The sequence below is a fragment of the Phycicoccus ginsengisoli genome (genome assembly GCF_054779295.1).
On sequence record NZ_BAAGYN010000002.1, the window covers coordinates 190,692 to 216,066 of the forward strand.

The following is a 25,375-nucleotide window of genomic DNA, read 5'->3' on the forward strand; positions in this document are numbered from 1 at the left end:
TCGACAGTATCGAAGGAGCCTGCAGTGGCCAGCACGAACAGCTTCAACGCCCACGGTGAGCTGAAGGTCGGTGACAGCTCCTACGAGATGTACCGGCTCTCCGCGGTCGAGGGCGCCGAGACCCTCCCGTACAGCCTCAAGGTGCTGCTCGAGAACCTCCTGCGCACCGAGGACGGCGCCAACATCACCGCCGACCACATCCGGGCCGTCGGCGGCTGGGACGAGAACGCCGACCCCGACACCGAGATCCAGTTCACCCCCGCGCGCGTGATCATGCAGGACTTCACCGGCGTGCCCTGCGTCGTCGACCTCGCCACCATGCGCGAGGCCGTCGCCGACCTCGGCGGCGACCCCACGAAGATCAACCCGCTCAGCCCGGCCGAGCTCGTCATCGACCACTCGGTGATCATCGACGTGTTCGGCCGCAAGGACGCCTTCGAGAAGAACGTCGAGATCGAGTACCAGCGCAACGGCGAGCGCTACCAGTTCCTGCGCTGGGGCCAGACCGCGTTCGAGGACTTCAAGGTGGTCCCGCCCGGCACCGGAATCGTCCACCAGGTCAACATCGAGCACCTGGCCCGCACGGTCATGGTCCGCGACGGCGTTGCCTACCCGGACACCTGCGTCGGCACCGACTCCCACACCACCATGGTCAACGGCCTCGGTGTGCTCGGCTGGGGCGTCGGCGGCATCGAGGCCGAGGCCGCGATGCTCGGCCAGCCCGTGTCGATGCTCATCCCGCGCGTGGTCGGCTTCAAGCTGTCCGGCGCGATCCCGTCCGGGGCCACGGCCACGGACGTGGTCCTCACCATCACCGAGATGCTGCGCAAGCACGGGGTCGTCGGAAAGTTCGTCGAGTTCTACGGCGAGGGTGTCGCCCAGGTCCCGCTGGCCAACCGCGCGACCATCGGCAACATGAGCCCCGAGTTCGGCTCCACCTGCGCCATCTTCCCGATCGACGAGGTCACCCTGGAGTACCTGCGCCTGACCGGCCGCTCGGAGGAGTCCGTCGCCCTCGTGGAGGTGTATGCCAAGGAGCAGGGGATGTGGCTGCAGCCCGGGCCGGACCAGCCCGAGGCCCGGTACTCCGAGTACCTCGAGCTCGACCTGTCGACGGTCGTCCCGTCGATCGCCGGCCCGAAGCGACCCCAGGACCGCATCGCGCTCACCGACGCCAAGTCGGCGTTCCGCAAGGTCCTCCCGACCTACGTCGCCCACCACGAGGGCGACCCGGGCGCGGCGTCCTCGTTCCCGGCGAGCGACCCGCAGTCCGGTGGCGGCTCGGGTGACGGCTACAACGGCGGCGACCAGCCGGCATACGAGGGCGACGGCGTCGACCGCCCCTCGCACCCGGTGACCGTCACGACGGGGGAGGGCGCGTCCTTCGAGATCGACCACGGCATCGTGTCGATCGCCTCGATCACCAGCTGCACCAACACCTCCAACCCCTCGGTGATGATGGCCGCCGCGATGCTGGCCAAGAACGCGGTCGACCGTGGGCTCACGGTGGCACCGTGGGTCAAGACCTCGATGGCGCCGGGCTCGAAGGTGGTGACCGACTACTACGAAAAGGCCGGCATGTGGCCCTACCTCGAGAAGCTCGGATTCCACCTCGTCGGCTACGGCTGCACGACCTGCATCGGCAACTCCGGCCCGCTGGCCGACGAGATCTCCCAGGCCATCAACGACAACGACCTCGCCGTCGTGTCGGTGCTGTCGGGCAACCGGAACTTCGAGGGCCGGATCAACCCGGACGTGAAGATGAACTACCTGGCGTCGCCGCCGCTGGTCATCGCCTACGCCCTCGCGGGAACGATGGACTTCGACTTCGAGACCGAGCCGCTGGGGCAGGACACCGACGGCGCGGACGTGTTCCTCAAGGACATCTGGCCGACCCCGGAGGACGTCGAGCGGACGATCGCCGAGTCGATCAACAAGGAGATGTTCACCAAGGACTACGCCGACGTGTTCGCCGGGGACGAGCGCTGGCAGTCGCTGCCGACGCCCGAGGGCAAGACCTTCGAGTGGGCCGAGGACTCCACCTACGTCCGCAAGCCCCCGTACTTCGACGGCATGCAGATGGAGACCACCCCGGTGGAGGACATCAGCGGCGCGCGCGTGCTCGCCAAGCTGGGCGACTCGGTCACGACCGACCACATCAGCCCGGCCGGCTCGATCAAGGCCGACAGCCCGGCGGGCAAGTACCTCGCGGAGCACGGTGTCGAGCGCAAGGACTTCAACTCCTACGGCTCGCGGCGCGGCAACCACGAGGTCATGATCCGCGGCACGTTCGCCAACATCCGGCTCAAGAACCTGCTGCTCGACGGCGTCGAGGGCGGCTTCACGCGCAACTTCCTCGCCGGTGGCGAGCAGACGACGATCTTTGACGCCTCCGTCGCCTACCAGGAGGCCGGCGTCCCGCTGGTCATCCTCGCGGGCAAGGAGTACGGCTCCGGGTCGTCGCGCGACTGGGCCGCCAAGGGCACCCGGCTGCTGGGCGTCAACGCGGTCATCGCGGAGAGCTACGAGCGCATCCACCGCTCGAACCTGATCGGCATGGGCGTCATCCCGCTGCAGTTCCCGCAGGGGGAGTCGGCGGAGTCGCTGGGCCTGGACGGCACGGAGACGTTCTCCATCACCGGCATCACCGAGCTCAACGAGGGCCGGACGCCGAAGACGGTCAAGGTCCGGGCCGAGAAGGACGGCGGGGCGCCGGTGGAGTTCGACGCGGTCGTGCGGATCGACACCCCGGGCGAGGCCGACTACTACCGCAACGGCGGCATCCTGCAGTACGTCCTGCGGTCCCTGGTCAACAGCTGAGCTCGCCGCTGGCGCAACCTTCCGAGGGAGGGGTGTGCCGCGTGGTCACCACGCGGCACACCCCTCTCGTCGGTCTGCGGGGCGTCGGTCTGCGGGGCGTCAGGAGCGGGCGTCGGGAGCGGGCGTCCGCAGCGGGTGGGGAACGCGACGGCACGATCGCAGGACCGTGCTCCCGTGGGGGCGGCGACCGTCGGGACCCGGTGGCACGGCTGTGGCCCCGTCCGGGTGGGCGGGGTCTGGAGCGGCGTCATGGTCGTGGGGGTGGCGAGGGGTCGTCCGGGTCGTGCGGGTCGGCCGGGTCGTGCAGGTCGTCCCGGTCGTCGGGGTCGGGCGACTCCGGCGCCACGGCCCTGAGGCGGCTGCGACGCAGGGCCTCCACCTGGTCGTCGTAAGACCCGGGGACCAGCTCCCACTGGACCCGTGGACCGTGCTCACCCTCGACCACGGCGCCGGCGTACCGCTCTCGGTGGACCACGGTGTGGTGCGCGCGGCACAGGAGGGCTGCGTTGCCGACGTCGGTCGCGCCGCCGTCGGCCCAGTGGACGAGGTGGTGCGCGTCGGTCCAGCGTGCGGGCTTCGAGCACCCCGGGAAGGTGCACCGACGGTCTCGCAGCCACAGGTGCCGGATCTGGCCCCGCTTGAACAGCCTCTTCGCCTGGCCCTGGTCGAGCACCTCGCCGCGTGAACCGAGGACGACCGGCACCACCTCGGCGTCGCAGGCCAGGCGCCGCACGGTGTCGGTGGTCAGCACCTGGTCGCCGAACGTCAGGCCGGCACCCCGGCACCGTCGGGTCAGCGCGTCCAGACCGATGGTCACCACGAGGCTGGTCTTCGCCTGCCGGGGGACCCCGTCGGGCGCCTCGACGGCGCGGCGCACGAGGTCGAGCAGGGCGTCGGCCCGGCGGGCGGCCGGCGTGCGCAGGTCGAGCTCGCCGGTCTCCTCGTCGCGCGAGGGCTTGGCGAGCACGTCGACGGCGGCGTCGACGACGGCGGCACCCTCGTCGTCGAGCAGCAGCGTGTAGCGGGACAGACCCATCGGCCCCGGGCACTTCACCAATGAGCGGTGGGCCCGACGCACGTCGGCGTCGCGCTCGACGAGGCGGTCGGGGCGCAGCAGGTCGCCAGTGTGGCGGAGGGCCACCGCCAGGTCGCTCTCCGACAGCCCGCCGTGTCCGCGAGCGGAGTCGAGCAGGTCGTCCATGACGGCCTCGAGCTGGTACGGGTCTGCCAGGCCGCGGACGGAACGGTGGAACCGGACCAGCTGGGCTGCCTTCGCGACGGGCAGGCTCGAGGTCGTGGCGCCGGAGGCGGCTTTGGTGGCGGCGTCGACGACCTCGGCCAGGCGCGGCTCGTCGGCCGCGTCGGCCACTGCGTCCGCGGCGAGCACGGTGCGCTGGGGCAGCTCCGGGGCCGTGGCCCGAGCCCAGTCCACCGGCCCCCAGCCGTCGCCCTTGTCCAGGCTGCGCCGCTTGGCCTCGGCCAGCACCGAGACGAGGTGGGCGTCGACGCAGGCGGAGAGGCGGCCGAGCAGCTGCAGCGCCGCCGTGATCTCGCCCTCGCCGAGGGCCCAGAGCCGCTCGGGGGAGGACGAGGTCATCGCCTCGAGGGCCGCCGCGGTGGCGGCCAGCACCGGCCGCGGGCCCGCAGGCCCTCGCCAGGTGAAGTCCTCGGGTGCGATCGACATGACACGACCCTAGGGGCGACCACTGACAACGCAGTCAGCAGCGGACGGACCGTGTACAGACGGAATCGTCTGCGCGGCAACGGCTCCGCCTCCTCACCGAGACCCTCGGCGCGGGTCCTGGGCGCGGGTCCTGGGCCGCATCCCGGTGTGGGCGCCACGCCCTGGCATCCTCCACCGAACGGTCGGCTTCGGGCCGTCACCCACTCCACACGCCCGGCCGCGTGCCACCCTCCCGCCATGGGGATGGACGTCTACGTGGGGCCGCTGGCCCGGTACCTGGCACGCGACTGGATGACGACCGTGCAGCAGGTCGGCGCGGCGACGGGGCGACCCGTGCAGGTCCTGCGGCCGGACGACGAGCCGGCTCCCGACCGAGGGTCTGCCGACGCGATGGCTGCCGCCTGGCAGCGCGAGCTCCTCGAAGCGCTCGGGAGCGACACGCCGTGGGCCGACCGCTGCGACCTGCCGTACTGGACGGACAAGCCGGACTGGGACGGGTACGGCGGGCTGGTGCTGCTCGCGGCATACCTCGAACGACCGGACCTCGAGCCCTCACCCGCGCGCGGCCTCCTGCGCCGCGCCCGCGGCGACGAGCCGCGGGACTTCGGTGAGGCGGAGGCCTACCGCGCCGCCAGCGCGGCGCCGAAGCGGTTCCCCAGCCTGCTCGGTGCGACCCAGTGGTGGCTGCCGGTCGAGACCGGCGGCCGCGTGTTCCGGGCGTCACGCCCCGACGGGCCACTGACGACGATGGCGCCCCTGAGCCGGCTGCTGCTCGAGCTCAAGGACCTCGCCGAGGCGATCGGTCTCGCCGACAAGGACGAGCGACTGGCGATCCGCGCGGCCGGGCCGCCGGACCGGGGCGCGGACGTGGCCACCTGCGGCCGGTTCGGGTTGTCGGTGTTCCTGCCGTTGGCGGCCCATGCCTACGTCGAGCGCCAGCCGCTGGTCCTGGACTTCTGAGCCCGACTCCCTCCTCGCGCGGCCTCCCGGACCCCACCCCGACTCAGTCGTCGACCCAGAAGCCCCGGCCACCGCCGAACCAGTCGCCGAACTGGTCCCGGTAGGACCCGCCCCGGCCGCCCGCGCGCGACCCGAGGTAGCTGCCGACCACGGCCGCCCCCAGGTCGTCGAGCTCGGGTGCCACGACGTGTCCCTCGACCCGCCGCGCCATCTGCTCGACGAACCGCGCCAGCCCCGGGTCCTCGCCGAGCCGGAAGAACGTCGCCTGCGCCCCCAGCCGCGCCACGTTGTCGAGCTCGCGCACGCTGTAGGCGATGGTCAGGGGGTGCGGCGGGTAGTCGAAGTAGACGTCGCCGTCGGGCTCGAGGTGGGCGGTCGGCTCGCCGTCGGTGACGACGAGCAGCACCGGCTGCGCGCTCGGGTGCTTGCGGAAGTGCCTCTGCGCCAACAGGAGTGCGTGGTGCAGGTTGGTGCCCTTGGCCCACTCGGCGTCGAGCGTGGTGAGCTCCTCGATCTCCATCACCTGCGCGTGCCGGCCGAACCCGATGAGCTGCAGGTGGTCGCCGCGGAACCGCGTCCGGACGAGGTGGTGCAGCGCGAGCGCCGTGCGCTTCATCGGCACCCACCGCCCGTCCATCGCCATCGAGAACGACGTGTCCACCAGGAGCGCCACCGCAGCCTGGGTCCGAGCCTCCGTCTCGGCGACCTCCACGTCGCGGAGGTCGAGCCGTATGCCGGGTGCTCGCCGCGTGCTGCCCGCAGCGTCCCGTGCTGGTCCAGCGAGGCCGGAGCCCGACGACGCCGTGCGCAGGACGGCGTTGGTCACCGTCCGCGTGACGTCCCACGGCTGGGTGTCGCCGAACTGCCACTCGCGGGTGGCGCCGCTGGGCTCGGCCGCGGCGCCCGACTGCCGGACGTCGCGCTGGCCCTGCCGCCCCGAGAGACGCCTCGCCACATCGCGCAGCAGCGCCCGGCCCAGCTGGCGCATGGCCTTGGGGGACAGGCGGAGCTGTCCGTCGGAGGTGCGGTTGAGGTAACCCGAGTCGCGCAGCGCCTTCTCCAGCCGTGACAGCGTCCGGGCGTCGACGGCCGCTTCGTCCCCGACGAGCCGGGCGAGCGCGTCGACGTCGATGTCGTCCATCCGGGCACCAGGGTAGGACTGCGAGAGCTGCTCGCTCAGCTGGTCGAGCGCCGCGAGGTCCTGCAGCGCGCCGGTGCCGTCGCCCAGCCCGAGCCCCTGTGAGCCCTCGAACTGCTCCGACCCCGACCAGTCCTCACCGGGACGCAGCGCCTGGAGGTTCGCGTCGAGGTCGGCGAGCGCGCCCATGAGGTCGGGGCTGCCGAACGCCTGGGCCGACAGCTCCATCAGCTCGGCGCGCTGCTCCGGTGTCATCGAGTTGAGCATCCGCTGCGCCGCGGCCGCCCGCTGGGCCAGGCTGTCGACGAGCTCCTCGACCGACTGCGGGTTGTCCGGGAAGTAGTCGCCGTGCTGCTCCATGAACTCGCGGAACTGCTCGGTGGTGTCCTCGCCCCGTCGGTGGGCCGCCAGCAGGTCGTTGAGGTCGGATAGCATCCGCCGCACGTCCTCGCGGTCCTCGTCGGTGGCGTTCTCCAGCGCCTGCTTCAGGCCGGCGAACCGCTGGTCGAGCGCCTCCCGCCCCAGCAGGTCCTTGATCCGCTCGTAGTCCTCGCGCGCGGACGGGCTGCGCCACTGGTAGTCGGCGAGCTCGCTCACCGCCCCCGCCGTCGACGGCGGCAGGTTCTCCAGCCGCATCTCCGCGAACCGGGCGTCGTCGTCGAGGTCGCGGGCCAGCTGCTTGCGCTCGGCCAGGACGGCGCGGTCGAGCAGCTCCTTGACCTCCTGCAGTGTCCCGTCGAGCGAGTGTCGCTGGAGCAGCTCCTGGCGTTTGCGCGCGACCTGCGCCGCGAGGTCGTCCAGACCGGTCTGCTGGCGCGAGCCTCGGCGCAGGTACTCCCGCATCGCGTGCTCGGCGGAGTAGCCCGCCATGACGTCCTCGCCGATGGCGTCGAGCGCCTCGGCGAGGTCGACCGGGGGGGCGAGCGGGTCGGGACCACCCGAGTACCGGGCGTAGCGAGCCCGGTGCCCGCGGGCCACTCCGTGCGGACCGCGCCCACCCGGCATACCGGAGGACTCGCTCATCCGTAGACCGTCTCGCCGTCGGCGCTGTCCTTGTCGACCCGGCGCGCGAGGTAGAGGGCCTCGAGGGCCAGCTCGACCGCACCGGCCCGGCCCCCGTCCGTCGTCGCCCCGAGCCGGTCGGCCAGCTGGTCGTAGAGGTCGGACTCGCCCAGCACCGGCAGTCCGGTCAGGACGTCCCGCGCCGACACCTGCTCGCCGGTCGTCACCGTGGCGCCGTTCTCCAGCGCCGAGACGAGCAGCCCGAGGTCGATCCCCCCGAGGTGCCGTCGCGCGGTCTCCGCGACCGCGGTGCGCAGCAGGTGGGTGAGCACCTCGGTCTCGCGCCCCTCCTCACCGGTCTCGAACTCGATCTTGCCGCCGAGGACCTCGACGGCGCTGTCGAGGTCGACGACGCGGGCGACCGCCGCGTCCTCACCCTGCCGGGTGGCACGGTGCAGGGCGGCGGCGGCGACCGTCTCGGCGCCGGCGATCGCGAACCGGGCGGAGACGCCCGAGCGCTGGTCGACCGACGAGGACTCCCGCAGACCGCGGGTGAACCGCGCGAGGACCTCGACGAGGTGGTCGGGCAGCTCGGCGACGAGGTCGGCCTCCTGCCGGATCACCGCCATCTCGTCCTCGAGCTCGCGCGGGTAGTGCGTGCGGATCTCGGCCCCGAACCGGTCCTGCAGCGGCGTGATGATCCGGCCGCGGTTGGTGTAGTCCTCGGGGTTCGCGCTCGCCACGACGAGCACGTCCAGCGGCAGCCGCAGGACGTACCCGCGGATCTGGATGTCGCGCTCCTCCATGACGTTGAGCATCGCCACCTGGATGCGCTCGGCGAGATCGGGCAGCTCGTTGATCGCGACGATCCCCCTGTGGCTGCGGGGGATCAGGCCGAAGTGGATCGTCTCCGGGTCGCCGAGCGAGCGGCCCTCGGCCACCTTCATCGGGTCGACGTCGCCGATGAGGTCGGCGACGGAGGTGTCCGGGGTGGCGAGCTTCTCGGCATACCGCTCGTCGCGGTGGCGCCACGACACCCGCAGGTCGTCGCCGAGCTCGGCCGCGCGGCGGATCGACCCCGGGGAGACGGGGTGGAACGGGTGCTCGCCGAGCTCGGACCCCTCGATGACGGGGGTCCACTCGTCGAGCAGGCCGACGAGGCTGCGCAGCAGGCGCGTCTTGCCCTGGCCGCGCTCGCCGAGCAGGACGACGTCGTGCCCGGCGAGCAGCGCCCGCTCGAGCTGGGGGATCACGGTGGTCTCGAAGCCGTGCAGGCCGGGCCACGGGTCCTCGCCGGCGGCGAGCTTGGCCAGCAGGTTGTCGCGGACCTCCTGGCGCAGCGGCTTGTGCTGGTGGCCGGAGGCGCGCAGCTCGCCCACGGTGCGGGCGGCGGGGGCGGGAGTGGGGGTGGTGGTCGCGGAGGAAGGGTGCGTCACCGCCTCACGCTAACTCCGCTGCCGCGGATTGGGTATGCCGGGCGTCCACCCCGTGGTCCGCGCCGGCGTCCGGCGGTCGTCCCGGCCCTGTCCGGTCGGCCGGACGCGGTGCGGCGAGCGGTTCAGCCCATGGTCTTCTGGCCGTCGAGCGCCTCGCGGATGATGTCGGCGTGGCCGGCGTGCTGCGACGTCTCGGCGATGACGTGCAGCGCCGCCCGCCGGACCGTCCACGTCGCGCCCGGCTCGAACCACGGGGCCTTCGGTAGCTCGTACGCGGTGTCGAGGTCGAGGGTGCGGACGAGCTCGTCGGTGTGGGCGGCGACCTCCTCGTAGCGGGCGAGCTGCCCGGCCAGCGTCTCGTCCTCGGTGAGGCGGTGGGAGTCGCGGAAGGCGGCCACCTCCGGCGGCGGGTTCTGCCAGTCGATCGACGCCCAGTCGACGTCAGGTGCGGTGCGGGCGCCCTCGGTCATGAAGGTCGCCCAGTTCGCCTCGGTCTCGGCGACGTGCTTGATGAGGCCGCCGAGGGTCAGCTCGCTCACCGTGGTCCTGGTGCGGGCCTGCTCGTCGGTGATGCCGCGGACGGTGAACAGCAGGAAGCCGCGGTGACGGCGCAGCGTCTCGACGATGTCCTCGCGCTCGCGCGAGGCGGGGGAGGCTGGGTACTGGGACGGGGGCGAGGTGGTGTCCATGGATCCAGCGTAGGAGCGCCTCCGGCCAGTTCCTGGCCTGTTCTGCTCGTCGTTCCGCGGCCGGTCGGAACCTGTCCTACACTCGAACATGTGTTCGATAGACAGCCCAGGACGGCAGCCGTGCCGCCGGGCTGGCCGCCGCTCGTCCCACCCCCGGAGGCCGACGGCTGGCAGGTCCCGGCGGTGTCGTGGCTGCTCGACTTCTGCCCGGCGGACTACCGGCTCTACGCCTCGTGGCGTCGCCAGCCGGTCGCGCTCGCGTGGCTGGCCACCCGGCACATCGAGGCCCAACTCGTCGCGATGCGCCAGGCCTACCGCGAGGTCCGCGTCGAGCTCGGCGAGCACCTCACCGACGAGGGCCTGGCGCAGGTGCTCGCCGACCTCGAGGCCGAGGGCGTCCGGCTGCTCGCCGCCCGACGCAGTGCCGGCCTGGTCTACGACGCCTTGCAGGGCAAGCGCTACGTGCCGCGTCTCTGAGCGCGTGCGTTCGCGCAGTCGACGCGTGCCTTCCCGTGGTCCGCGACGCCGATCGCCGGCGTACTGCGTTGGATTCGGTCGAAACACTTGCGACCCGGACGACATGATCAGCGTGTGAGGGACACAGGGGAGTGGTTCGTCGAGGTGTTCGAGGCCACCTACGCCGATCTGGTGAGGTTCGCCGCGCGGCGGACCGACCCGCAGCGGGCAGAAGACGTCGCGGCGGAGGCCTTCGCCGTCGCGTGGCGACGGTCGGCCGACCTGCCGCGTGGGCTGGGTGACGCGCGGGCCTGGCTGTTCGGCATCGCCCGCAACCTCCTGATGGCGAGCAACCGCCGGGACCTCGCCCTGCGTGTCCGGGTGTGCGACCCGACGGACCTGGATGCGACCGAGGTCGGGCACGAGGACGCGGTCGTCGGCAGCGTGGACCTTGCCAGGGCTTGGGCGCGCCTGAGTGGTCTGCACCAGGAGGCCTTGAGCCTGACCGTCTGGGAGGGCCTCACCGGCGCTCAGGCGGCTGCAGTCCTCGGCATCTCGCCCGTGGCGTACCGCATCCGGCTCAGCAGGGCTCGCAGGGCACTGGCCCTGTTCGCGGGGACCGCCACCCCCCGTCCGCGCCACGAACCACTGGCTCTCGTCGAGAGGGGACCGATCCATGAGTGTTGAGGCGAAGCTGAAGGAGCTCGACGCGGCGCACGGTGTCCCCGACGATCTGGGGAGTACACCGCACGCGCGTCAGGTCCTGGGCCGGATCATGGACGAGACGCAGCTGGCTGCACCGCCGGCCCGTGTGTCCCCGCGCCGGGCGCTCAAGTACGCCGTTGCGGCGGGAACGGTGCTGGTCGGGGGTGCCGTCCTCGTCGACTTCGCGAGGGGCGGCACGGCATACGCCTCGTGGACGCCGACCGCACGAGTGGCCAGCCCCGAGCAGCAAGCCCGGTTGGGCTGGGACTGCATGTCACACCTCAGTGGGCACGGATACCGCGTCAGGCTCGTCGAGCTCCGCGGCAGGTACGCGTACACGGTGCTACAGGGGAGTGACGGGTACGAGGCCACGTGCCTGGCGCAGGACCCCGACACGAGCCCGCTCACCATGGTGCAGGGCTTCGAGGGCCCCTTGGCAGAGGAGCCACCGTCGGCCGGCCTGATGACGAACAGCGTCCGCTCGATGACCGACGACAACGGGGACGTCGCGTTCGAGGTCACCGGCAAGGCGGGGGCCGACGTGGTCTCCGTGTCGATCGTCACCGACTTCGGCGACGTCCAGTCGACCCTGGAGGACGGCTACTTCGCCGCGTGGTGGCCCGGTCGGAAGTCGTTGATCCCCTCGTTCGGGCCCCCCAACCCCACGGTGCGGATCACGCTGAAGGACGGCACGACCCGACAGGCACCCATCCAGGACTTCGACGTCTCTCCCATGTGATCCGGCTACCTGGCCGGCAACCCACGCAGGCGCGACCAAGGCTCGGTCGGCCTCAGCGGTCCGGGTCGGCCACCAGCTCCACCTCGACCTCGTCGCCCGCGGCGCGCCCCGTCTGCCTACGGGTCTCGGCGTTGAACGAGATGAGGTAGCGGCCCCCCATCACCCCCGACGGTCGTCCTGTACGTGTATCCACCGTCGATCGTCACGACGACGGGTACTCGCTTTCTACGGTTGAAGGAGAGCACCGTCGCCTCGGGAACGACGATGCCCACGTTGTTGCCACCCGTCGCCTGGAGCACTGTGCGGAAGGTCGTCATGCGCCCCACGATAGGTCTCGCGCTGCACTCGTCTGGCGCAATCACGTCGGGTCCCGCGGTTCGAACCAGCACGTGACCGTCCGCTGGGGCGCCGGAACCTGAGGCGGGACAACGCATACGCGGCCAGGCTGTCGAGGAACGCCTGTCACCTGAAAGGGTGGGATCGCCCGTCCGCGCCCGCCGGCGCCCAGGCGCTGCACCGCACCCCGAGCCCAAGGAGCCGCCCGCATGGCCACTCGAAGCCGCCAGCCGTGGCTGCACGACCTCGTCATCGCCGTCGACGGCAACGCCACCGTGCTGTCGGGCGCCGGTGGCGACATCGCCCTCGGAGGGGTGCAGGGGCTCTGGGTCGACGACGAGCGAGTGCTCTCCCGGCTGGAGCTGGAGGTCGCCGGCGAGGAGCCCAGCCCGGTGGCGGCGGAGGCCCGGGGCGCGACCGCCGTGTTCCTCGGCGCGGCCCGCGGGCTCGGTGACCCTGGCGCCGACTCCACCGTCGAGGTGCGCCGCCTGCGCACGGTCAGCGGCACGGGCCTGTGCGAGCGGGTCGTCGTGACGTCGCGCGCGTCGCAGGCGGTGCGCGCGGTGGTGCGCACGACCCTCGCGGCTGACGGCGCGCAGGTCGCCGAGGTCAAGTCCGGGCCGACGGACGGCGCGCAGCTGGTCCCCTCGGCGCAGGACGGCCGCGCCACGTGGCAGACGTCCCGCCATGCCGTGGCCGTCACGGCCGAGCCCGCCGCCCAGCGCCTCGGCGCCGGCGCCGACCACGCCGTCCTCGAGCACGAGCTGGTCCTCGAGCCCGGCGGCGAGGCCGAAGTGGTCCTCACCGTGCACGTCGAGCGGACGACCCGGTCCCTCTTCGACTCCGACCCCGGCGCCGAGGCCGTGTCGTGGGCGGGCATCAGGGTGCAGTCCGACGACCCCCGGCTCGCGCCGCTGGTGCGCCAGTCGCTCGACGACCTGCGCCACCTGCTCCAGCGCGACCCGGAGCAGCGCGAGCACGTCTTCGCCGCGGCCGGCTCGCCGTGGTACCTCACGCTGTTCGGCCGCGACTCGCTGTGGACCGCCCGGATGCTGCTCCCCTTCGGCACCGAGCTCGCCGCAGGCACGCTGTGGTCGCTCGCCCGGCGCCAGGGCGCGAAGGACGACCCGGCCACGGCCGAGCAGCCGGGCAAGATCCCGCACGAGGTGCGCCGCACGGCCTACGACGGCGGCCGCGCGGGAGGGCTGAGGCTGCCCCCGCTCTACTACGGCACGGTCGACGCGACCGCGCTCTGGGTGGTGCTGCTCGTCGAGGCGTGGCGCTGGGGCCTGCCCGAGCGCGAGGCGCGAGCCCTGCTCCCTCACCTCGAGGCGGCGCTCACGTGGCTGACGACCGACGGACAGCCGGGCGACGCGGGCCTGCTCACCTACGTCGACCCCACCGGCCACGGCCTCGCCAACCAAGGCTGGAAGGACTCGGCCGACTCGATGCGCCGCCTCGAGGGCAGCATCGCGCCGGCTCCCATCGCGCTCGTCGAGGCGCAGGCGTATGCCGTGCAGGCCCTCGCGGCCGCGGCCGACCTGCTCGACGCACTGGGGGCGGAGGGGGCCGACCACTGGCGAACCGAGGGGGTTGCGCTCGCCGACCGGCTGCGGGAGCGGTTCTGGGTCGAGCGTGGTGGCCACCGCTACCTCGCCATGGCCCTCGACGCGACCGGCGCACCGGTCGACGGGCTGGGCTCGAACATGGGCCATGTGCTGGCGACCGGCGCCCTCACCCCCGAGGAGGCCCGCAGCGTCGCCGACACCCTCACCGGGCCCGCGCTGCTCGACCGGTTCGGCGTGCGGAGCATGTCGACCGACACCGGCGGGTTCAACCCGATCGGGTACCACACGGGGTCGATCTGGACGCACGACACCGCCATCTGCGCGCTGGGGCTGAGCCGTGAGGGCTTCGGCGACCTGGCGGGCACCCTCGCACGAGCGCTCGTCGCGTCCGGTGAGGCGTTCGACCTCCGCTGGCCCGAGCTGTACTCGGGAGAGGTCCTGCTCGACCGGCCGACCCCCTACCCGGCGTCCTGCCGCCCGCAGGCGTGGTCGGCCGCCTCCGCCGCCGCCCTGCTCACCGTCGCCCTGGGGCTGGACGCCGACGTGCCGGCCGGCGAGCTGCGCCTGGCCCCGGTCCGCCCGGGCCCGTTCGGGGCGCTGCGGGTCGACGGGCTGCGCTGGGGCGACGTGACCTTCTCGGTGGCCGTGGCCCGCGACGGCAGCACGCGGGTCGAGGGGCTGCCCGACTCGGTGTCCGTGGTGGTCACGGAATAGACTCGGGCGTTCCCCCCAGGACGCAAGCACGAGTCCACCACGGACGCAGCACGGCGAAAGGACCCACCCTGTGGAACTGCTCGAGACGATCGCGGGCCCGGCAGACCTCAAGGCGCTGACGCCTGACCAGCTCCCGGCGCTGGCCGAGGAGATCCGCACCTTCCTGGTGAGCGAGGTCTCCAAGACCGGAGGCCACCTCGGCCCCAACCTCGGCGTCGTCGAGCTGACGATCGCGCTCCACCGCGTGTTCGACAGCCCCCGGGACGCCATCGTCTTCGACACCGGGCACCAGTCGTACGTCCACAAGCTGCTCACCGGCCGGCACGACTTCAGCCGGCTGAAGAAGAGCGGCGGCCTGTCCGGCTACCCCAGCCGCGCGGAGTCCGAGCACGACGTCGTCGAGAACAGCCACGCGAGCACCGCCCTGTCCTGGGCCGACGGCATCGCCAAGGCGCGCCGCCTGCGCCGTGAGCACGGTCGGCACACCGTCGCCGTCATCGGTGACGGCGCCCTCACCGGCGGCATGGCCTGGGAGGCCATCAACAACATCGCCGCCGACAAGGACCTGCCGCTCACCATCGTGGTCAACGACAACGAGCGGTCGTACGCCCCCACCATCGGCGGCCTCGCCGAGCACCTCGCGACCCTGCGCACCACGCGTGGCTACGAGCGTTTCCTCGACTGGGGCAAGAGCACCCTGTCGCGGACGCCGGTCGTCGGCGGTGCGATGTACGAGACGCTGCACGGGATGAAGAAGGGCATCAAGGACATCGTCGCCCCGCAGGGGATGTTCGAGGACCTCGGCCTGAAGTACCTCGGCCCGGTCGACGGCCACGACGAGCAGGCGGTCGAGCAGGCGCTGCGCCGGGCCAGGGCGTTCGGCGCCCCGGTGCTGGTCCACGTCATCACCCAGAAGGGCCGCGGCTACGCTCCCGCGCTCAACGACGAGGCCGACCGGATGCACGGCATCGGCAAGATCAACCCCGAGACCGGCCTGCCGTTCGAGGTGAGCGGGCGGATCTGGACCGACGAGTTCAACGACGAGATGGTGCAGGTCGGCAGGGAGCGCGACGACGTCGTGGCACTGACCGCCGCCATGCTCATCCCCGTCGGTCTCGACGGCTTCGCCGCCGCCTACCCCGACCGGGTGTTCGACGTCGGCATCGCCGAGCAGCACGCCGTCACGATGGCCAGCGGCCTGGCCTTCGGCGGGATGCACCCGGTCGTGGCCGTCTACGCGACGTTCCTCAACCGGGCGTTCGACCAGCTGCTCATGGACGCGGCCCTGCACCACGCCGGCATCACGTTCGTGCTCGACCGGGCCGGCGTGACGGGCTCGGACGGCGCCTCGCACAACGGCATGTGGGACATGACCCTCGCCTCGATCGTCCCCGGCCTGCGCCTGGCCGCCCCCCGCGACGGCCAGCAGGTGCGCCAGCAGCTGCGCGAGGCGCTCGAGGTCTCCGACGCCCCGACCGTCCTGCGCTTCCCCAAGGGCGACGTCGGTGCGGGCGTGCCCGCGCTGCGCCGCCAGGGGAGCGTCGACGTCCTGCACGAGACGGCCTCCGACTCCTGCGAGCTGCTCGTGGTCGGTGTCGGGGTCTTCGCCTCGATGGCGGTCGACGTGGCAGCCAAGCTGGAGGCGCAGGGCCACACCGTCACGGCGGTCGACCCGCGGTGGGTGCTCCCCGTGAGCGACGACCTCGTCGACCTGGCGCGGACGGCCGGGGCCGTCGCCGTCGTCGAGGACAACCTCGTCAGCGGCGGCATCGGGGCGGCCGTCACCCTCGCCCTGCGCGAGGCGGGCCTCGAGGTGCCGGTGCACGTGCACGGCATACCGAAGCAGTTCCTGCACCACGCCTCGCGCGGTGAGCTCCTCGAGGAGCTCGGCCTGACGGCCGACGCCGTCGCTACCTCGCTCGCCGAACGCCTGCGCTGAGCCGGCGGAGCCGCAGCGCGAGCTGCAGCTCGAGGGCGGCGTCGGGCTGTTGCCACGAGGCGCCCAGCAGCGCGGTGATGCGCTCGAGGCGCTGGCTCACCGTGTTGACGTGGACGTGCAGCGTCGTGGCCGCGTGCCGGGGGCTGCCGCCGGCGTCGAAGTACGCCTGCAGCGTCTTGACGAGCTCGGAGCCGCGACGGGCGTCGTAGTCCAGCAGCGGGCCGAGCTGCGTGCGGACGTAGCCGTCGATGTCGGGGGTCGACCCGACCACGAGACCCGCGAACCCCAGGTGGGCGGAGCCGGCACCGCGCCCCTGCAGGCCGAGGGCGACCATGGCGTCCAGGGTGCGCACGGCCTCGCGCCAGCCCGCGGGGACGTCGCCCCCGACGGTGACCGGCCCGGCTGCGCCGACCGTGACCGAGCCCAGCCGTGCCAGCCGGGCGGCGAGCTGCCCCGCCGCGGCGTGGGGGTCGTCGGCCGGCAGCAGCGCCACCACGTTGCCGTCGTGCTCGCCGACCACCGAGCCCGGGCCGGCGGCCGCATGCGCTGCGAGGAGCAGGGTGCGCCGAGGCGTCTGGTCGCTCGCGTGCGCGACGAGGACCGCGAGCGGCGCCGACGGGTCCACGCCCTGGGACCTGGCCCGGGCAGCCAGGCTCTGCGGGTCGCCGCGCCCGCTCACGAGGTCACTGACGAGGTCCGTGCGGACCCGCTGCTCGGCCTCGGCCGCCGTGCGCTCGAAGAGCAGGACGAGCGCGCAGACCACGGCAGCGCGCTCCAGGGTGCGCCGGTCGGCGTCGTCGAGCAGGCCTGCGCCGCCCAGGACCAGCGCCCCCAGCGGCGTCTGCGGCGCCTTGACCGCGATGGCCCACTGGTCCCGGTCGGGGTCGTGCGCGAGCCGGCCGGTGCCGGAGGTCTCGACCACCGCGCGGGAGCCGGCGAGGGCCGCGGTGTCCTTGTCGCCCTCGGAGGGCACCGGCCCGTGGCTGCTCAGGGCCTCGCCCTCGGAGTCGAGGAACACGACCCAGCCGCCGAGCAGGTCACCGAGAGCCCTGGTGATGTCGTCGACCCCACCGCCGGCGAGGACGAGCTCGGCGAACCGGTCGTGCGCGGCTGCCGCACGTTCGACGCCTGCCGTGTGCCGGCGGACCTCCTCCGCGCTGCGCGTCTGCACGATCGAGACGGCGGCCAGGGCGGCGAGCGAGCCGAGCAGGGCCACCTGGTCGGGGGAGAACGGGCGGGGGGACCGGTTCGCTGCGAACAGCACGCCGACGAACTCGTCCTCGACCACCAGCGGCGTGCCGCAGATCGAGACCAGGCCCTCGTCGCCGACCGCGCTGTCGATGGTCCCCGTGTGCTGGAACCGGTGGTCGTGCAGGTAGTCGGCGCTCCAGTAAGGCTTGTGCGTCGACGCGACCAGGCCCCCGAGCCCGTCACCGAGGGAGAGCCGGACGTTCTGGAACTCCACGCTCACCGACCCGTCCGTGGCCCGCATGAAGGTGTCGCCCGCGTCCGGGTCGTACAGCGTGAGGTAGCTGACGTCGGTGCCGAGCAGCGTGCGGGCACGGCGCACGATCGCCTCGAGCAGCCCGCCGGGGTCGCGCAGCGAGGCCAGGTCGCGCGCCGTCTCGACGAGCGCAGTCAGCTCGGCCTCGCGGCGGCGCCGCGAGTCGAACGCGGCACGCACCCTCAAGGCGAGCTCGCGGGCCTCGCCGGTCTCGTCTCGGACGCCACCGAGCTCCGCCGCCGGCGCCCCCTCGGCCAGCAGGCGCAGCAGGGTCATCGCCGGGTCGTCGCGGTCCGCAGCCATCGCCCGGGATCCTAGGGGAGCGGGCACGGTCAGTGGGCCGTCCACCCGCCGTCCATCGCGAACGACGCGCCCGAGACGGAGTCCGCGGCGGGGGAGCAGAGGAACGCCACGAGCTCGGCCACCTCACCAGGCTCGACGAGCCGCTTGACCGCCACGGGGTCGAGCATGACCTTCGTGACGACCTCGTCCTCGCCGATCCCGTGGGTGCGGGCCTGGTCGGCGATCTGCCTCTCCACCAGTGGGGTCCGCACGTAGGCAGGGTTGACGCAGTTGCTGGTGACGCCGTGCCGTCCGCCCTCCAGGGCGGTCACCTTGGACAGCCCCTCGAGGCCGTGCTTGGCGGAGACGTAGGCCGCCTTGAACTCGCTGGCGCGCAGGCCGTGGACGCTGGAGACGTTGACCACCCGACCCCACTGCTGCTCGTACATGTGCGGCAGCACCCGCCGCACGAGGCGGAACGGCGAGGTGAGCATGAGGCGGACGATGAGGTCCCAGGTCTCGGTGGGGAACTCGTGGATCGGGGCGACGTGCTGGATCCCGGCGTTGTTGACGAGCACGTCCACGTCGTCCGGCAGGGCGTCGACGGCGTCGGGGTCGCTGAGGTCGGTGGTGAGGGCCACGACGTCCCTGCCCCCGAACCGGGCGAGGCCGGCCTCGTCGCGGTCGACCGCGTAGACCTTGGCCCCGGCCGCGGCCAGCCGCTCGACACAGGCGGCGCCGATCCCGCTCGCGGCGCCGGTCACCAAGGCCGTGCGTCCGGACAGGTCGAGCAGCGCTGGCGTCGTCGGCATGACCGCGAGACTAGGAGCGCGCCGGACGGTCGAGCATGTGGTGGCCGACCACAGTTCTGCGCCGTCCTGTGTGGCGCTCCCGGATGACCGCCACCGGGATGACGACCCGATCAGGAGGGGTAGGGGCGAACCGGGTAGGGGTAGCCGGCCGAGTCGTCGGAGGCGCCGGTCCGCAGCGAGGTCCACGGGGTGGCCGAGGAGAGGGCCTCACCGGGGGCGAGCACCACCAGCCCGCGACGGTCGACGCACAGCTCCCCGTGGTCGGCTGCTCCGCCGCCCGCTGAGGGCTTCTCTCCCTCGAGGGCAGCGAGCGTGCCCGGGTCGTCGGTCACGACCACACAGGCCAGCGTGCCGAGCGGGGACTCCACGGTCGCCGTTCCCAGGACCAGGCCGTGCCCGCGGACCGAGTCGAGGAAGGCCGGCCCGCGGGCCTGGGCGGTCATCGCGGCCGCCGCGATGTAGACGAAGGAGTCTGTCAGGGTGTCGAAGAGGTGCGGCCGGTCACCGGCGGGCTCCTTGCCCGTGATCGTGAAGCAGCTCCTCTCCGCGTGGGGGCACACCGTGAGCGGTACGACGAGCAGGCGCTGCGGGTCGGGGTCCGCCAGGGCCGTCCGGTCGGCGTACACGTCCAGGAAGGGACGGTCCTGCAGCGCGAGCCGGACGTGGGAACGGGCCGGGCTGCGGGTGAGCGTGTACTCGCCGAACGGGCCCTGGACCGTCGCGGTGAACGGCCGCTCGAGGACCGTGCGGCTGCGGCGTGCCACGGACTCGACGTCGTCCTCGCCGGCGGGCCGCACGTGGCGCAGGACGGGTTTCCAGCTGGTCCAGGCGGCCGCCGGCACCCGGAAGTCGGACCACTGGCCACCTGCGGGAGCGACGGGTGCAGGGCCGGAGGAGCCGTTCGTGGCGGCCGTTGCCGTGGTCGCCGTTGCCGTGGTCGCCGTTCCGGCGCTCGCCGGGACGGCTGTTCCCGAGGGCGCCCGGAGGCACGCGGCGGTGGACCCGCCGACCGCGACGGCGGTGACGGCGGCGAGGACCACGCGACAGGGACTGGGCACGCAGGGGACTGTGACAGGTCCCGCTCCGTCGCGGGCCGGGATCAGCCAGGTCCAGCCGGAAGGGCGAGTCGGACACTCCCGGGACCGCGGCTCCCGGGTGCTTCGAGGTGCTTGCCGGTGCTCAGGCCAGCACCGCCTCGACGTGCGTCGACGACAGCCACGGGTATGCCGCGTGTGCCGGTGACGCGTCGAACGTCATGTCGGTGGTGTCCATGGCCAGGGCGGCCTCGGCGAGGCGCGCGAGCTGCGGCTGCACCGGTCGGGCGAGCACGCGCATGAGGCGCAGCGCCGTCCGGGGCACGTGGCGCGGCTCCGTCCCGGGTGCGACGAGGTGGGCGAGCTCGTCCAGGGTCAGCTGATCGGGGCCGCCGACCTCGATGACCTCGCCCCGGAGTGTCGGGTCGACCGCGGCGCGAACCACGGCAGCAGCCATGTCGGTCACCGACACGAAGTTCACCGGGTTCCGGCCCGTGCCGAAGACCTGCACCCGACCCGCCCGGTTGGCGCTCGCGCGAAGGATGTCGCTCCAGGTCTCGACGAAGGCGGTGCCACGCACGATCGTCCACGGCACGCCGCTGGACCGCAGGTACGACTCGGCCGCGCCCTTCATGCGGTGGAGCTCGACGGGGTGGCCGGGCCCGGCGCCGACGACCGACACGAGCACGACCGCCGCTCCGGCAGCGGCTGCTGCGTCCACGACGTTGCGGTTGCCGTCGCGGTCCACGGAGGCGGGGGAGGGCTTGCCGGTGCCCGCGAGCCCCTGGGCCGCGCTCACGACGACCGTCGCTCCCTCGACCGCCCGCGCGACGGCCGCCGCGTCACGGATGTCGCCCGGCACGAGCTGGGCGCCTGTGGCAGCGAGGTCGGTGGCGGACGCGGCTCCCTTGGCGTACACGCGGACCGCGTTGCCGTCCGCGAGCAGGCGTCGCACCACCTCACGTCCCAGGTGGCCGGTCCCGCCGACCACGGTGATCACGGCGCACCGCCCGCGACTGCCTGGGCCACGGCGTCGTCCGCCGTCGAGCCGCTCTCGTCGACCGGCTCCACGTAGAAGCGGAGCCGCCGCACGAGCCCGTCGCCGACGGTGAAGACGAGCACGCCCCGGGCCAGGTGCCTGCTGCCGTCGCCCCGCGTGCCCGACATCTCGACCTCTGCCCAGACGTCGTCCCCCTGGGTGACCTGCGCTCGCACGCTGAGCGCCATGTCGGGCAGGCCGGCGAACAGCTGGGTCCAGTTCGTGCGCACCTGTTCCGGGCCCCGGAAGCCGCGGTCGGGGTGGGCGGGCGTCTCGTTGACGTAGTCCGGGGCGAAGCAGGCGACCAGGGCCTCCAGGTCGTGCGCGTTGGTCGCTGCGAAGAGCCTGTCGATGGTGCTGGCGGGCGTGGCGTGTGTCGTGTCCATGGTGCCTCGATCCCTGTATTGGTTACAGTGATTCGTAACCAATACAGGGATGGTGCTCCTTGCCCGAAGCGGTCGTCAAGAGGCGGCGCTCCTACGACTCGTCGGGGCGCCGTGCCGCGGCTGCCCAGCGGCGCCGGGCCGTCGTCGACGCGGCCGCGGCGAGGTTCGCGGCGCAGGGCTACGCCGGCACCACGGTGGCCGACGTCGCAGCGGACGCCGGGGTGTCCGTGGAGACGGTCTACAAGCAGTTCGGTGGCAAGCCCGGCCTGGTGCGGGCGCTGTGGCTGCAGGCTCTCGAGGGCGCCGGGCCCGAGCCGGCGGAGCGCCGGTCGGACGCGGTGTCCAGCACGGCGACCGATGCCCTCGTGGTCCTCGATGCGTGGGCCAGGCTCAGCGCCGAGGTGGCACCACGTGCCGCGCCGGTACAGCTCCTCGTGCGCGCGGCGGCCGCGAGCGACCCGGCGGTGGCCGCCCTGCACGAGGAGCTCGAGGCCGCTCGCCTGGGTAGGATGGCCCACAACGCCAAGGCGATCCGCCGCTTCCTGCGACCCGGCCTGTCCACACGCAGGGCGCGTGATGTGCTCTTCGCGATCACCGGCGCCGGCCTCTACGAGACCCTGGTGCTGCAGCAGGGGTGGTCACTCGACGACTACGCCGACTTCGTCCGCCGGACCCTGGTGGCGCAGCTGCTCGACTGACGCCGGAGGGGCGGTACACGACCGGTGTCGTGTACCGCCCCTTGGGGGAGTGACGTGCTCGCTCAGGCAGGGACGCTGGCCACGCCCGGGGGCAGGAAGCGCTTCCCGGTGACCTTCTCCGAGACGCCCTCCCGGTCGAGCAGCGGCGTGAGGCCGCCGTTCCAGAACTGGAAGCCGGCGCCGGTGATCATCGCCAGGTCGAGGTCCATCGGCGCCTGCGCGACACCCTCGTCGAGCATCCGGCGCGCCTCGTCGGCGAGCACGCCGAGGACGCGCTCGCGCACCTCCTCGGTGGTCAGGACGACCGGGTCGGCGGGCTTGTCGAACAGCGCCTCGACCTCGGGGTCGACGACCGGCTTGCCCTCGGGCCAGGCGTAGATCGCCGGTTTCTTCGCGGCGACGACCTTGCGCAGGTTCTCCGACACGTAGAACCGGTCGGGGAACGCCTTGGCCAGGGTCTCGTTGTTGTGCAACGCGATCGCCGGCCCGACGAGGCCGAGCAGGATGAACGGCGGCATCGGCGCGAGGCCGGCGAAAGCGCGGTCCGCCACCTCGATCGGCGTGCCCTCGTCGACGACCCGGGCGACCTCGCCCATGAACCGGCCGAGCAGCCGGTTGACGATGAAGCTGGGGGAGTCCTTGACCAGGATCGTCGTCTTCTTCAGCCCCTTGCCGGTGGCGAACGCCGTGGCGAGGGTGGCGTCGTCGGTCTGCTCGCCCTTGATGATCTCGAGCAGCGGCATGACCGCGACCGGGTTGAAGAAGTGGAAGCCCACGACCCGCTCCGGGTGCTCGAGCCCCGAGGACATCTCGGTGATCGACAGCGAGGAGGTGTTGGTCGCGAGGACGCACTCCTCACCGACGATCGCCTCGACCTCGGCCCAGACCCGCTTCTTGACCGACATCTCCTCGAAGACGGCCTCGAGCACGAAGTCGGCGTCGGCGAAGCCGTCCTTGGAGGTCGAGCCGGTGACCAGGCCCTTGAGCCGGTTCGCCTTGTCGTTGCCCAGGCGGCCCTTGGCGAGCAGCTTGTCGACCTCGCCGTGGACGTAGCCCACGCCCTTGGCGACGCGCTCCTCGTCGAGGTCGGTCATCATGACCGGCACCTCGAGGTTCTTCGCGAACAGCAGCGCGAGCTGGCTGGCCATGAGGCCCGCCCCGACGATACCGACCTTGGTGACCTTGCGGGCCAGCGCCTTGTCCGGAGCCCCGGCGGGCCGCTTGGCGCGGCGCTGCACGAGGTCGAACGAGTACAGCCCGGCGCGCAGCTCGTCGCCCATGACGAGGTCGGCGAGGGCCTCGTCCTCGGCGGCGAAGCCCTCGTCACGGGTGGCCGTGCGGGCCGCCTCGACGAGCTTCAGCGCACGGTACGGAGCGGGAGACTTGCCGCCGGTCTTGAGGTCGACCACACCCTTCGCGGCCTTGAGCGCGGCCGCCCACTCGGCCTCGTCACGGCGGACCTCGGGTCGCTCGACCGTCGTCTCGCCGGAGACGACCTTGGCCGCCCAGAGCAGGGACTCCTCGAGGAAGTCGGCCGGCTCGAACATGGCGTCGGCGATGCCCAGCTCGAAGGCCTGCGGGCCCTTCAACATGCGGTTCATGTTCATCGGGTTGTCGATGATGACCTTGAGCGCGTTCGCGGGGCCGACGAGGTTCGGGAGCAGCCAGCAGCCGCCCCAGCCGGGGACGAGGCCGAGGAACGTCTCGGGCAGCGCGATCGCCGGCACCCCCGAGGAGATGGTGCGGTAGTCGGCCGACAGCGCGATCTCCACACCACCGCCCATCGCCGCGCCGTTGACGAAGGCGAACGTCGGCACGGGCAGGTCCATGATGCCGGCGAAGGCCGCGTGACCGGCGCGGGCGACCTCGAGAGCGTCCTCGCGGGTGCGGGCCTGGGCCACGGCCTTGAGGTCGGCGCCGACGGCGAAGATGAACGGCTTGCCGGTGATGCCGACGGCCTGGATCTCACCTGCGTCGGCGCGCCGCCGCAGCTCGGCCACCGCCGCGACGAGGCCCTCGATCGTCTTGGGCCCGAAGGTGTTTGGCTTGGTGTGGTCGAAGCGGTTGTCGAGGGTGAGGAGCGCGAGGGTGCCCGCCCCACCGGGGAGCGCGATGTCGCGGACCGGGGTGTGGGTCACGACCTCCTCGAAGCCCTGGGCGGTCTTGTCCGCCGGGGCCTGCTGCTTGGTGTCCGTGCTCACGCTGCGTCCTCCTTGCCGTAGTCGGCGTGGTTGGGGTTCTCCCAGATGACCGCGCCGCCCATGCCGATGCCGATGCACATGGCAGTCATGCCGTAGCGCACCTCGGGGTGCTCCTCGAACTGGCGCGCGAGCTGGGTCATCAGCCGCACCCCGGACGAGGCGAGCGGGTGGCCGGTGGCGATGGCGCCGCCGTACTGGTTGACCCGCGGGTCGTCGTCGGCGATGCCGAAGTGGTCGAGGAACGCGAGCACCTGCACCGCGAACGCCTCGTTCAGCTCGAACAGGCCGATGTCCTCGATCGACAGGCCGGCCTTGCCGAGCGCCTTCTCGGCGGCCGGCACCGGGCCGATGCCCATCACCTCGGGCTCGACACCGACGAAGGCGAAGTCCACCAGGCGCATCCGCACCGGCAGGCCGAGCTCCTCGGCGGCCTCGGCAGAGGCGAGGATGCAGGCGGTGGCACCGTCGTTGAGGCCGGCGGCGTTGCCCGCGGTCACGTTGCCGTGGGGACGGAAGGGTGTCTTCAGCTGGGCCAGGTCCTCGACGGTCGTGCCGGGACGCGGCGGCTCGTCCTCGGTGGCCAGGCCCCAGCCGAGCTCCTCGTGGCGGGTCGCGACCGGCACGAGGTCGGGCTGCACCTGGTTGTTGGCGTACGCCTTCGCGAGCTTGTCCTGGGAGGCGACGGCATACGCGTCGCTGCGCTCCCTGGTCAGCTGCGGGAACCGGTCGTGCAGGTTCTCCGCGGTCGAGCCCATCACGAGCGCGGAGGGGTCCACGAGCTTCTCGGCGACGATGCGCGGGTTGGGGTCGACGCCCTCACCCATCGGGTGGCGGCCCATGTGCTCGACCCCGCCGGCGATCGCGACGTCGATGGCGCCGAAGGCGATCGAGGACGCGGTGGTGGTCACGGCGGTCATCGCGCCGGCGCACATGCGGTCGATGGAGTAGCCGGGCGTGGTCTTCGGCAGGCCGGACAGCATGGCGGCCATGCGGCCGAGGGTCAGGCCCTGGTCGCCGATCTGCGTGGTCGCGGCGATGGCGACCTCCTCCACGCGCTCCGGCGGCAGCTCGGGGTGGCGGCGGATGAGCTCACGGATGCATTTGATGACGAGGTCGTCGGCGCGGGTCTGGGCGTAGATGCCCTTCTCCCCGGCCTTGCCGAACGGCGTCCGGACACCGTCGACGAACACGACCTCACGCAGGGTGCGGGGCACGAGTGGTCTCCCTTGGAAG

Annotated in this window: 20 protein-coding genes; 8 read left to right on the forward strand and 12 right to left on the reverse strand. The window is 72.7% G+C overall.

All coding sequences use genetic code 11. The features are described 5' to 3' along the window. The first annotated feature begins 24 nt into the window (after positions 1-24). Positions 25-2,820 (forward strand): aconitate hydratase, encoded by a 2,796-nt coding sequence (locus ACYVDO_RS03525; RefSeq protein ID WP_460932844.1) that lies wholly within the window; start codon positions 25-27, stop codon positions 2,818-2,820. Between the two features lie 247 nt (positions 2,821-3,067). Here ACYVDO_RS03525 and ACYVDO_RS03530 read toward each other — a convergent pair whose 3' ends face one another. Then, complete coding sequence (locus tag ACYVDO_RS03530) at positions 3,068-4,504, reverse strand: HNH endonuclease signature motif containing protein (RefSeq protein WP_460932845.1); 1,437 nt, start codon at positions 4,502-4,504, stop codon at positions 3,068-3,070. Between the two features lie 237 nt (positions 4,505-4,741). Between ACYVDO_RS03530 and ACYVDO_RS03535 the strand changes: the two genes are divergently transcribed. Continuing rightward, entirely contained in the window at positions 4,742-5,464 is a 723-nt protein-coding gene (locus ACYVDO_RS03535; protein ID WP_460932846.1) for a hypothetical protein, read from the forward strand. A gap of 43 nt (positions 5,465-5,507) precedes the next feature. Here the strand turns inward: ACYVDO_RS03535 and ACYVDO_RS03540 are convergent, their stop codons facing one another. The 3 genes from ACYVDO_RS03540 to ACYVDO_RS03550 form a co-directional block, all read right to left on the reverse strand. Further along, positions 5,508-7,607, reverse strand: a complete 2,100-nt coding sequence (locus ACYVDO_RS03540) for a vWA domain-containing protein (RefSeq protein WP_460933410.1) — start codon at positions 7,605-7,607, stop codon at positions 5,508-5,510. A 14-nt stretch (positions 7,608-7,621) separates the two neighbouring features. Continuing rightward, entirely contained in the window at positions 7,622-9,040 is a 1,419-nt protein-coding gene (locus ACYVDO_RS03545) for a magnesium chelatase (protein ID WP_460932847.1), read from the reverse strand. 122 nt (positions 9,041-9,162) lie between these two features. Then, positions 9,163-9,729 (reverse strand): DinB family protein, encoded by a 567-nt coding sequence (locus tag ACYVDO_RS03550; protein WP_460932848.1) that lies wholly within the window; start codon positions 9,727-9,729, stop codon positions 9,163-9,165. A gap of 90 nt (positions 9,730-9,819) precedes the next feature. On the opposite strand from ACYVDO_RS03550, the gene ACYVDO_RS03555 reads away from it, so the two are divergent. From ACYVDO_RS03555 to ACYVDO_RS03565, 3 genes are all read left to right on the forward strand, one after another. Continuing rightward, on the forward strand, positions 9,820-10,206 hold the full coding sequence (locus ACYVDO_RS03555; RefSeq protein WP_460932849.1) for a hypothetical protein: 387 nt from the start codon (positions 9,820-9,822) through the stop codon (positions 10,204-10,206). Positions 10,207-10,320: 114 nt separating this feature from the next. Continuing rightward, entirely contained in the window at positions 10,321-10,872 is a 552-nt protein-coding gene (locus ACYVDO_RS03560; RefSeq protein WP_460932850.1) for an RNA polymerase sigma factor, read from the forward strand. Next, a complete protein-coding gene (locus ACYVDO_RS03565; protein WP_460932851.1) occupies positions 10,862-11,629 on the forward strand; it encodes a hypothetical protein in 768 nt (255 codons plus the stop codon). The genes ACYVDO_RS03560 and ACYVDO_RS03565 overlap by 11 nt, the downstream gene beginning before the upstream one ends. 52 nt (positions 11,630-11,681) lie before the next feature. Here the strand turns inward: ACYVDO_RS03565 and ACYVDO_RS03570 are convergent, their stop codons facing one another. Beyond that, complete coding sequence (locus ACYVDO_RS03570) at positions 11,682-11,789, reverse strand: DUF1905 domain-containing protein (protein ID WP_460932852.1); 108 nt, start codon at positions 11,787-11,789, stop codon at positions 11,682-11,684. 385 nt (positions 11,790-12,174) lie between these two features. Here ACYVDO_RS03570 and ACYVDO_RS03575 point away from each other — a divergent pair, with 385 nt between their 5' ends. Both ACYVDO_RS03575 and dxs read left to right on the forward strand, forming a co-directional pair. After that, positions 12,175-14,247, forward strand: coding sequence for a glycogen debranching N-terminal domain-containing protein (locus ACYVDO_RS03575; protein ID WP_460932853.1), 2,073 nt, complete (start codon positions 12,175-12,177; stop codon positions 14,245-14,247). Between the two features lie 70 nt (positions 14,248-14,317). Then, the gene (gene dxs / locus ACYVDO_RS03580; protein ID WP_460932854.1) at positions 14,318-16,186 is read left to right on the forward strand and encodes a 1-deoxy-D-xylulose-5-phosphate synthase; all 1,869 of its coding nucleotides are present in this window, start codon (positions 14,318-14,320) and stop codon (positions 16,184-16,186) included. Here the strand turns inward: dxs and ACYVDO_RS03585 are convergent. From ACYVDO_RS03585 to ACYVDO_RS03605, 5 genes are all read right to left on the reverse strand, one after another. After that, positions 16,158-17,993, reverse strand: a complete 1,836-nt coding sequence (locus tag ACYVDO_RS03585) for a helix-turn-helix domain-containing protein (protein ID WP_460932855.1) — start codon at positions 17,991-17,993, stop codon at positions 16,158-16,160. The two genes, dxs and ACYVDO_RS03585, sit on opposite strands and share 29 nt — an antisense overlap. 29 nt (positions 17,994-18,022) lie before the next feature. Next, on the reverse strand, positions 18,023-18,784 hold the full coding sequence (locus tag ACYVDO_RS03590) for a 3-hydroxybutyrate dehydrogenase (protein WP_460932856.1): 762 nt from the start codon (positions 18,782-18,784) through the stop codon (positions 18,023-18,025). Between the two features lie 110 nt (positions 18,785-18,894). Then, positions 18,895-19,842 carry a hypothetical protein gene (locus ACYVDO_RS03595; RefSeq protein ID WP_460932857.1) on the reverse strand — a complete coding sequence of 316 codons (948 nt, stop codon included), beginning with the start codon at positions 19,840-19,842 and terminating at the stop codon, positions 18,895-18,897. 121 nt (positions 19,843-19,963) lie between these two features. After that, a complete protein-coding gene (locus ACYVDO_RS03600) occupies positions 19,964-20,818 on the reverse strand; it encodes an NAD(P)H-binding protein (protein WP_460932858.1) in 855 nt (284 codons plus the stop codon). Continuing rightward, positions 20,815-21,243: a nuclear transport factor 2 family protein gene (locus ACYVDO_RS03605; RefSeq protein ID WP_460932859.1), complete on the reverse strand. Its 429-nt coding sequence runs from the start codon at positions 21,241-21,243 to the stop codon at positions 20,815-20,817. The genes ACYVDO_RS03600 and ACYVDO_RS03605 overlap by 4 nt, the downstream gene beginning before the upstream one ends. A gap of 59 nt (positions 21,244-21,302) precedes the next feature. Here ACYVDO_RS03605 and ACYVDO_RS03610 point away from each other — a divergent pair, with 59 nt between their 5' ends. After that, positions 21,303-21,941, forward strand: a complete 639-nt coding sequence (locus ACYVDO_RS03610) for a TetR/AcrR family transcriptional regulator (protein ID WP_460932860.1) — start codon at positions 21,303-21,305, stop codon at positions 21,939-21,941. A 62-nt stretch (positions 21,942-22,003) separates the two neighbouring features. On the opposite strand, the gene ACYVDO_RS03615 is transcribed toward ACYVDO_RS03610, so the two are convergent. Both ACYVDO_RS03615 and ACYVDO_RS03620 read right to left on the reverse strand, forming a co-directional pair. Then, the gene (locus ACYVDO_RS03615) at positions 22,004-24,142 is read right to left on the reverse strand and encodes a 3-hydroxyacyl-CoA dehydrogenase NAD-binding domain-containing protein (protein ID WP_460932861.1); all 2,139 of its coding nucleotides are present in this window, start codon (positions 24,140-24,142) and stop codon (positions 22,004-22,006) included. After that, positions 24,139-25,356: a thiolase family protein gene (locus tag ACYVDO_RS03620; protein WP_460932862.1), complete on the reverse strand. Its 1,218-nt coding sequence runs from the start codon at positions 25,354-25,356 to the stop codon at positions 24,139-24,141. Before ACYVDO_RS03620 ends, ACYVDO_RS03615 begins: the two co-directional genes overlap by 4 nt. Between the last annotated feature and the right edge of the window lie 19 nt (positions 25,357-25,375).